Consider the following 7,840-nt stretch of genomic DNA (forward strand, 5'->3'; position numbering starts at 1 on the left):
CCCGCCTCATAGCTAAAGTCGTCTAAAGACGACTGAAAACACCACTGTATCAAACTTGCAGTCGGTTTTTAACCGACTTTAGCTGTTAGGCGGGGGATTTATCCCCCGCCCCCCGCCGGGTGTCGCCACTGCTTTAGGGTGCGGGTTTTTGATTAATTAATCAGAAGTAACCCCAGCAATGGGAATCTGCACCTCGCTGAGTTTAATCGCTTCCGGAGTCATCGGGGAATTGTACAATAACCGACGAGGCGGACCGCTGATCACATACTCCGAATGTTCCTTCAGCCAGCCTTGCAACCGTTGCAAATGTTGTTCATAATTCGCCCAACTATAAGCCCCTTGAATGCCAATACTCACCACAGTCATCGGCGGATAATCCGTCACCTTCACCTCATCTGTCAGGGTTTCCGGCGAAATATCCCGGTTGGGATATAAAAAAGAAACCTCCGCAGTTTGTGGCGTGCTCACTTCCGGAGTTAACCCATCCAAATACCGCACTTCAACCGGGGTCGTCATGGCAATTTGATTGGTGCTAATATGCCGATATAAGGGATTAAAAGCAACTTGGCTGGCTTGTTGAACATTTCCCGAATGGCTGTAAGTCACAGCCCGATACTCGGGATACTCTTTCACTTCGATCGCCCCAGGTGGGGTAGGATTGGGAAAATCATGGGGTAAAGATGCAGACATGATTGAGTGTTAAACTGAAAAGTTTAGGAGTTTAGAACGAGCAATTCCAGGTAAAATAGAATCTAATTCTGTTGTCAGGACCGAGAACCATGAAAGGACTCTGGCTAGAAAATCAGCAATTGCAACTGCGATCGCAACTTCCCATTCCCGAACCCCCAGAAGGAGAAGCCCTCATCCGAGTTTTACAGGCGGGAATTTGCAATACCGACCTCGAACTGCTGCGGGGTTACTATCCCTACAGTGGCATTTTAGGTCACGAATTCGTGGGTGTGGTGGAACGAGGACCCGAATCCCTGCAAAATCAGCGCGTAGTCGGAGAAATTAACGCCGCTTGCGGAGACTGTCGGTTTTGTCGCAGAGGACAACCCACCCACTGCGAAAATCGCACAGTTTTGGGAATTGTCAATCGCAATGGCGCGTTTGCCGAATATTTGACCCTGCCAGTGAAAAACCTGTATGCGATACCGGATACCATTACAACGGATATGGCAACCTTCACTGAACCGATCGCCGCTGCCTTAGAAATCCAAGAACAAGTGCCTATCACCTCGGGCGATCGCATCTTAGTGGTAGGGGATGGCAAATTAGGGCAGTTAGTCGCCCAAACCCTAGCCCTCACGGGTTGTGACTTGCTGGCAGTGGGGCGACATCGGGACAAACTGGAGAATTTGGAGTCCCTAGGCATTAAAACCGGATTTGCCGATGCCGTTACCGACGGACAATTTGATATCGCCGTGGAATGTACCGGCAACCCCGAAGGATTTACTATTGCCCGTCGCGCCTTACGTCCCCGAGGGACCCTCGTCCTCAAAAGCACTTATGCGGGTCACCTCACCCTAGATATCTCGTCTCTAGTGGTGGATGAAATTACCCTAATCGGGTCCCGTTGCGGTCCGTTTCCCAAAGCATTAGAACTCTTATCACAAAACAAGATAAATGTCAACCCTTTAATTCAAGCTAAATATCCCCTTGACGAGGCGATCGCCGCCTTTGACCACGCCCAACGCCGAGGGGTTTTAAAAGTGTTGTTAGAAATTAGCCCATAGAATGACCAATGACCAATCGCTCAATTCCGATAATCCACACAATCGATCGCCTCTTCGGACATCGCCCGAGTGGGATGGACGGGACATTTCAAACGAGGGTCATTGGTAAAAAAGACGCAATAGGCACAGGGAATCTGGTGCATTCGCTTGGCATTGGTTGTTGCAGCCGCGATCGCACTAAAAAGGCTCCACCCCAGCAACATCACCAGCAACCAAGCACTGACAAAGCAAATTGGCACTAAAAATGGCTCAATGGCGCGAATCAGAGAGTACAGCATTTGGAACATAGGCCGATACCCCAATCAATGACATCAAAATCTGCTTTTAACTCATACCACAAAGAAAGCAACCTGATACAATCTAAAAAAGAACTAAAAACCGCCGGACAAACCGGAGTTATCGGGCAGAATTGCCTAATCGATTCTTTTTTGTATTGGAAATTACAGGAACCTTACTATGTCTCTGCGTTTAGGTGATACCGTACCCAACTTTACCCAAGCATCCTCCCAAGGAGAGATTAATTTTTATGACTGGGCAGGAGAAAGTTGGGTTGTGCTGTTTTCTCATCCTGCGGACTACACCCCGGTTTGCACCACAGAACTGGGTGAAGTCGCCCGTCTCCAGGCTGAATTTGACCAGCGCAATGTCAAAACCATTGCCCTGAGTGTGGATGATGTGGAATCCCACAAAGGCTGGATTGTTGATATTGAAGAAGTGGGTAACGTGAGTGTCAATTATCCAATTTTGGCCGATGCCGATCGCAAGGTATCCGATTTGTACGACATGATCCATCCCAATTCCAATAATACCCTCACCGTGCGATCGGTCTTTGTCATTGACCCTCAGAAAAAACTCCGGTTGGTTTTAACCTACCCCGCCAGTACCGGACGCAACTTTGTGGAAATTCTCCGGGCGATCGACTCCTTACAACTCACCGACAACTACAGCGTTGCCACACCAGTCAACTGGAAAGATGGCGATGATTGTGTGATTGTCCCTTCCCTGAAAGACCCCGAAGTTTTAAAGGAAAAATTCCCCAAAGGCTACACTGCCGTTAAACCTTACCTGCGGTTAACCCCACCCCCGAATAAATAGGCACTTGACTCTGCCTTGAGAAGGCGATCGGCCCTGCTCATCTGTAGGGATGTTCCGAGAAAGATAGCCCGCTCAATAGGGCGATCGCCTTTCTCTTTTGAATGACTTCATAAAACAATCAAACAAACAGTTTTAATCGCCAGCCATAGGACAACACCCAATGGATATTAAACAGGGTTTCATCGGAACCGTAGGAAATACCCCTTTAATTCGACTCAATAGCTTTAGCGAAGAAACCGGATGTGAAATTTTAGGAAAAGCAGAATTTCTGAATCCTGGAGGGTCCGTTAAAGACCGCGCCGCCCTCTTCATCATCGAAGAAGCCGAACGCAAAGGCTTACTCAAACCCGGGGGGACCGTCGTCGAAGGAACCGCAGGCAATACCGGCATTGGATTAGCCCATATTTGCAACGCCAAAGGCTATAAATGCCTAATTGTCATTCCCGAAACCCAATCCCAAGAAAAAATAGATACCCTCATCACATTAGGTGCCGAAGTGCGGAAAGTTCCCGCAGTTCCCTACCGAGACCCCAATAACTATGTCAAGGTTTCCGGCAGACTCGCCGAAGAAATGGACAATGCAATTTGGGCCAATCAATTTGATAACTTAGCCAACAGAATGGCCCATTATCAAACCACCGGACCCGAAATTTGGTCCCAAACAAACGGAAAAATAGACGCTTGGCTGGCTGCAACGGGAACTGGCGGAACTTATGCCGGAGTTTCTATGTTTTTAAAAGCCCAGAACCCGGATATTAAATGTATCGTTGCTGACCCAATGGGCAGTGGATTATATAGCTATGTTAAAACAGGCGAAATAAACCCCGTCGGCAACTCCGTCACCGAAGGCATTGGCAATAGTCGGATTACCAAAAACATGGAAGGTGTCCCCATTGATGATGCCATTCAAGTGGATGATCAAGAAGCAATTCGCGTCATTTATCAACTCCTCCAAAAAGATGGCTTATTTATGGGCGGATCCGTAGGCATTAACGTCGGTGCTGCCGTCGCTTTAGCCCAAGAAATGGGTCCGGGTCATACCTTGGTAACGGTCCTTTGTGATAGTGGACAACGCTATCAATCCCGGTTATACGATCGCCAGTGGTTAGCCTCCAAAGGACTATCCCCAGACTAAACTGAGAATTTCTTCAGCCCGTCTGTGAACCATTACCCCCAATGACTAGACTGGACCCAATCAGTAAAAGCAATCTGAACAATTAGGGTTGCTCATCTTTTACAAATTAAGAGGCTACCATCAGATGGAATCTAAGGTTCATCTCCCGTATTTTGACCGCCTTTTGGAACTATTAAAAGAGCAAAATCCAGCGGCGATCGCCGCATTTGGTCGTCACGTCCATTGGGGATACTGGGAAGACCCCAAGCGCGCCGATGGGACCCTTCCTGACTTTGCCAACGCGACTGAACAACTCTCCAGGAAGGTTTGCGATGCAGGAAACATCACCGACGGATTGAAAATTCTCGATTGTGGTTGTGGATTTGGCGGCACGATCGCCAGTCTCAACGAACGGTTTTCTAACTTAGAGATGGTGGGAGTCAATATCGACGAACGCCAACTCGAAAGGGCGCGATCGCAAGTCCAACCCCTCAACCACAATGCCATCTCCTTCGTCTGTGCCGATGCCTGCCAATTGCCCTTTGAAGATAACTCCTTTGATGTCGTCCTCGCCGTAGAATGTATCTTCCATTTTCCCAGTCGTGAGACCTTTTTTAAAGAAGCCCGCCGAGTATTAAAACCCGGGGGATATCTCGCCATCTGCGATTTTGTTCCTCTAAAATTTAGCCTCCCTATCACTAATTTTCTGGGTCAATTTTTAACATCTTCAATCGATAAAACCTACGGCACAGTCCAGAGTGATTTTTCCTTATCCACCTATCGGAACCTAGCTAAAAAGACCGGATTTGTAACGCGGATAGAAGAGGATATCACCCGCAATACCTTACCAACTTATCCCTTAGTCCGGAAACTCTTACGCGAGAATGGATCCGTCGAAACTGAAAAAATTACCGCCGGGGCCGAGTTCCTCGGTAAAATAGGGATTACCCGCTATTTAATTCTTTCCTTTGAGGCCATTGACCCCTAAACGAGTCCTAATCTGTACAAATCGTACCTGTAGAAAACAAGGTTCCCAAAAAGTCCTCGCCGCCTTTCAATCCTTACCCGTTGCTGATGTCACCCTTGAAAGTAGTAGCTGCTTGGGACAATGTGGAAATGGACCAATGGTCCTCATCCTCCCTGAAGAAATCTGGTATTCCCAGGTGCAACCCGATGAAGTGAAAACCGTAGTCGAAAAACATCTCCAAGGCGGCATTCCCGTTAAGGGAATGCTATACCCCAAGTTTCACCCTCATTAAGGGAAAAACACGGATTGGTCATTGGTCCATTGTCATTTATCATTTGGATTGTTGACCCAGGACTAAGGACCAATGAGCCATCATCCTAAATACTGTCTCAATACAGGTGAAATCCGATAAAGACGATCAGTTTTTTCTATCCAACAACGACGGCAAAGAGATTGTAGGATATCCAGTAAATCTGAAGAGGGCATCGGGGCAATTTCTAATAATTTGACAAGGGCGATCGGCTCATCTTCTTTAGCTAACAGAGATAAAAGTTGCTTTTCGGGTTCCGATAGCCAAGCCAACGGTTGCTGTAAAATATCTTTCAAATCTTGGGGAAATAATAACGGCTGATTTTGTAATACCTGTGTCACAGTTAAGCCTAAATCAGCCATAAAATTCGCTACAGTTTTTAACCACAAGGGGTTACCTTGATAATGGTTAATGAATCGTGAGCCGTTTTCTTCCGGTTCTAATCCTTGTTCGGCGATAATTTGGTTAGCGGATACACTGTCTAACCCGGTCAAGATTAAGTTAGGAGCATTTGGGTGTTTAACCTGAGCAATTTCTCTCGGGGCTTCCCAACCAATCAAGAGAAAACAGCTTTGATGCGATCGGTCTTTAATTTGTTTAAAGAAACTGCGATAATCCTCATAACCCACTTGATACTGACCAGCCAATTCTTCCCGCCTAAACAGGTAATGGATATCATCTAAAATAATTAAACAGCGATGGTTTTGTAAATATTTAATCAGGGGTGGCGATGAAGTTTGATTATCCCCCTCGGTAAAACAATCGGTTAAATTGGTTTGCAATTGAGCAACAGTCGGGCAAGTTTCCAGACTACGCCAAATCACATATTCAAATTCATACTTAATTTCTTCTACAAGTTTTATCCCCAGGGCTGTTTTCCCCACCCCTATCATGCCAATAATGGCTAAAAATTGTGCCTTTTCTCTGAGGATTGATATTTTGATGCGTTCCAGTTCAGCAGTACGATTATAGAAACTCCCTAACTTCGGCATTTCACTTAGATCGTGATGAAAATTTGCGGTTTGTTGCCGGTTAGATGTTGCTCGATTTTGCGGGTTTTGATTGGGTATATCTGGGGGGTGTCTGGCTTCTCCACAAAAGTTAATGCTACCCGCTTGAACATGATCTTGTACAACATTTGAAAATAAGGATATTTGTAGCCTCTCCATTGTCGAGCGAAAATTGGATTTAGTGACTTCCTCCTCTAACTCTTTTGAAAGTGTCTGCCATAATTTTGCTCCTACATCCCGAACATAACTCTCATTACAGTGCTTCTCCTGAGCAATTTCGCTGTATTTCTTGCCTTGCAGAGTTCCCCGTGCGATCGCCTGTTGCAAATCATCAAGATGTTGCCCCGTCTTAGCAAACACCAGAGCATCAGCGAGTTTTAACACTTCCTCAAGATTCATACAGTCGGGTATATTTCGTGATTTTCCGTATTATACCCAACATTTCCCAGCATTTCACAACAAATTCTGGCATTTTTCAACATTTTTGACGCGATAGAGTTGGAATTGCCGACAAAACGACTAGCAAAATTAAGCATTTTAGCCTAGGCAAATATTTTAAAGTGGAGAGATAATCATGCTAGTAATACTTCTATAGGAGATTAGAGCGTGCTTGTCCATCTAGTCAAATCAATGAGCCGTAGTAATAGATTGAAAAAAATTTATCTAAGCCTGCTTTTGTGTTCAATGGTTTTACCTATTGCCGCTATTGGGCAAGCGTCTCCCAACTATCAAGAACGAGATGGAATATATGGCGAAATAAAATTTGCTGAATTTTGTAATATACCCAACGGTTTAAGAGCAAGAGTTGTTGCTGAAGCGGGTAGTAGAGACTCCAGAGTTTCAAGTGTCGAATTTAAAATTTACTCAAGATATGCTTATGAAGTGAATTTGTGGGGACAAACAGTTGTTCATGTTACGGGTGAAAACTGGCGACCTCTAGGAGTTCTAGGTCCTCGCAATAATACCAGAGATGGTGATAGAAGATTCTATGATTCAGGACCAATGACAGGTCCACTACAGTCAGTTGTTCACTCCCCAATCAAGTTTGCGATTCATGTCAATCATAGTAGAGGTACGACAATCGATCTAGGGGGCATTGTTGATATGGGAGTAATTGAACCAGGACAGTGTAGAATATATGATGATGGTAATTTCAGATAAATTTATTTTGATGGTGATTAACTGAATTATCATCAAAATAAAAGTTGGTAGTAGGGGCGTTATTTGGGTCAAAATTTAGGCTAAAATTAATTATTTTTATTCCCGATTAGACGCACCTTCCTGTATCACAATTGGTGCATCTAGTCGGATTTATAAATATCTGTAAAAGCTTAATTTTTTGGGTCGCCTAACGTACCCTAAAAATCCAGAAAATCACCCAAGAAAAATGGCTTTCATGAAAATTTTCGTTGCGTGGTATAAATTGTCTGAAGAACCCCGATTCTTTGAAGTAGTGATCGCCTCTAAGCAACCTACCAAAGAAACCGGGCTTCTATGAAGCCTTGAGTTGGGTGGCAGAGATCTTCTAAACCTGAAGGGGTGACAAGAAGGCCAAAAGGCTTACCCCTTGTCGGTTTGGGCCATTTGTAGTATAAGAAAAAGAGGTCA

At 45.2% G+C, this 7,840-nt stretch carries 9 protein-coding genes; 6 read left to right on the plus strand and 3 right to left on the minus strand.

What is annotated here, in order from left to right; genetic code table 11:
• Window positions 1–156 precede the first annotated feature (156 nt).
• Window positions 157–690 (minus strand): heme-binding protein, encoded by a 534-nt coding sequence (locus NG795_RS22100; RefSeq protein ID WP_367290795.1) that lies wholly within the window; start codon window positions 688–690, stop codon window positions 157–159.
• Window positions 691–779: 89 nt separating this feature from the next.
• On the opposite strand from NG795_RS22100, the gene NG795_RS22105 reads away from it, so the two are divergent.
• Entirely contained in the window at window positions 780–1,736 is a 957-nt protein-coding gene (locus NG795_RS22105) for an MDR/zinc-dependent alcohol dehydrogenase-like family protein (RefSeq protein WP_367290796.1), read from the plus strand.
• 20 nt (window positions 1,737–1,756) lie between these two features.
• On the opposite strand, the gene NG795_RS22110 is transcribed toward NG795_RS22105, so the two are convergent.
• Entirely contained in the window at window positions 1,757–2,023 is a 267-nt protein-coding gene (locus NG795_RS22110) for a hypothetical protein (RefSeq protein ID WP_367290797.1), read from the minus strand.
• Between the two features lie 169 nt (window positions 2,024–2,192).
• On the opposite strand from NG795_RS22110, the gene NG795_RS22115 reads away from it, so the two are divergent.
• The 4 genes from NG795_RS22115 to NG795_RS22130 all read left to right on the plus strand — a co-directional run bounded on the left by NG795_RS22115 (window position 2,193) and on the right by NG795_RS22130 (window position 5,204).
• Window positions 2,193–2,831, plus strand: coding sequence for a peroxiredoxin (locus tag NG795_RS22115; protein ID WP_367290798.1), 639 nt, complete (start codon window positions 2,193–2,195; stop codon window positions 2,829–2,831).
• Between the two features lie 160 nt (window positions 2,832–2,991).
• The gene (locus tag NG795_RS22120; protein ID WP_367290799.1) at window positions 2,992–3,966 is read left to right on the plus strand and encodes a cysteine synthase A; all 975 of its coding nucleotides are present in this window, start codon (window positions 2,992–2,994) and stop codon (window positions 3,964–3,966) included.
• 124 nt (window positions 3,967–4,090) lie between these two features.
• Window positions 4,091–4,933, plus strand: coding sequence for a class I SAM-dependent methyltransferase (locus NG795_RS22125; RefSeq protein ID WP_367290800.1), 843 nt, complete (start codon window positions 4,091–4,093; stop codon window positions 4,931–4,933).
• Entirely contained in the window at window positions 4,923–5,204 is a 282-nt protein-coding gene (locus tag NG795_RS22130; protein WP_367290801.1) for a (2Fe-2S) ferredoxin domain-containing protein, read from the plus strand. Before NG795_RS22125 ends, NG795_RS22130 begins: the two co-directional genes overlap by 11 nt.
• A gap of 80 nt (window positions 5,205–5,284) precedes the next feature.
• Here the strand turns inward: NG795_RS22130 and NG795_RS22135 are convergent, their stop codons facing one another.
• Entirely contained in the window at window positions 5,285–6,631 is a 1,347-nt protein-coding gene (locus tag NG795_RS22135) for a helix-turn-helix domain-containing protein (protein ID WP_367290802.1), read from the minus strand.
• 231 nt (window positions 6,632–6,862) lie between these two features.
• Between NG795_RS22135 and NG795_RS22140 the strand changes: the two genes are divergently transcribed.
• Window positions 6,863–7,393 (plus strand): hypothetical protein, encoded by a 531-nt coding sequence (locus tag NG795_RS22140; RefSeq protein ID WP_367290803.1) that lies wholly within the window; start codon window positions 6,863–6,865, stop codon window positions 7,391–7,393.
• Window positions 7,394–7,840: the final 447 nt, after the last annotated feature.

The organism is Laspinema palackyanum D2c (genome assembly GCF_025370875.1).
GTDB classification, from domain to species: Bacteria; Cyanobacteriota; Cyanobacteriia; order Cyanobacteriales; family Laspinemataceae; genus Laspinema; species Laspinema palackyanum.

Coding starts and splice junctions, on each gene's coding strand:
- NG795_RS22105 (WP_367290796.1), top strand. CDS start 780: ATGAAAGGACTCTGGCTAGAAAATCAGCAATTGCAACTGCGATCGCAA.
- NG795_RS22120 (WP_367290799.1), top strand. CDS start 2,992: ATGGATATTAAACAGGGTTTCATCGGAACCGTAGGAAATACCCCTTTA.
- NG795_RS22125 (WP_367290800.1), top strand. CDS start 4,091: ATGGAATCTAAGGTTCATCTCCCGTATTTTGACCGCCTTTTGGAACTA.
- NG795_RS22110 (WP_367290797.1), bottom strand. CDS start 2,023: ATGTTCCAAATGCTGTACTCTCTGATTCGCGCCATTGAGCCATTTTTA.
- NG795_RS22135 (WP_367290802.1), bottom strand. CDS start 6,631: ATGAATCTTGAGGAAGTGTTAAAACTCGCTGATGCTCTGGTGTTTGCT.
- NG795_RS22140 (WP_367290803.1), top strand. CDS start 6,863: ATGAGCCGTAGTAATAGATTGAAAAAAATTTATCTAAGCCTGCTTTTG.
- NG795_RS22115 (WP_367290798.1), top strand. CDS start 2,193: ATGTCTCTGCGTTTAGGTGATACCGTACCCAACTTTACCCAAGCATCC.
- NG795_RS22100 (WP_367290795.1), bottom strand. CDS start 690: ATGTCTGCATCTTTACCCCATGATTTTCCCAATCCTACCCCACCTGGG.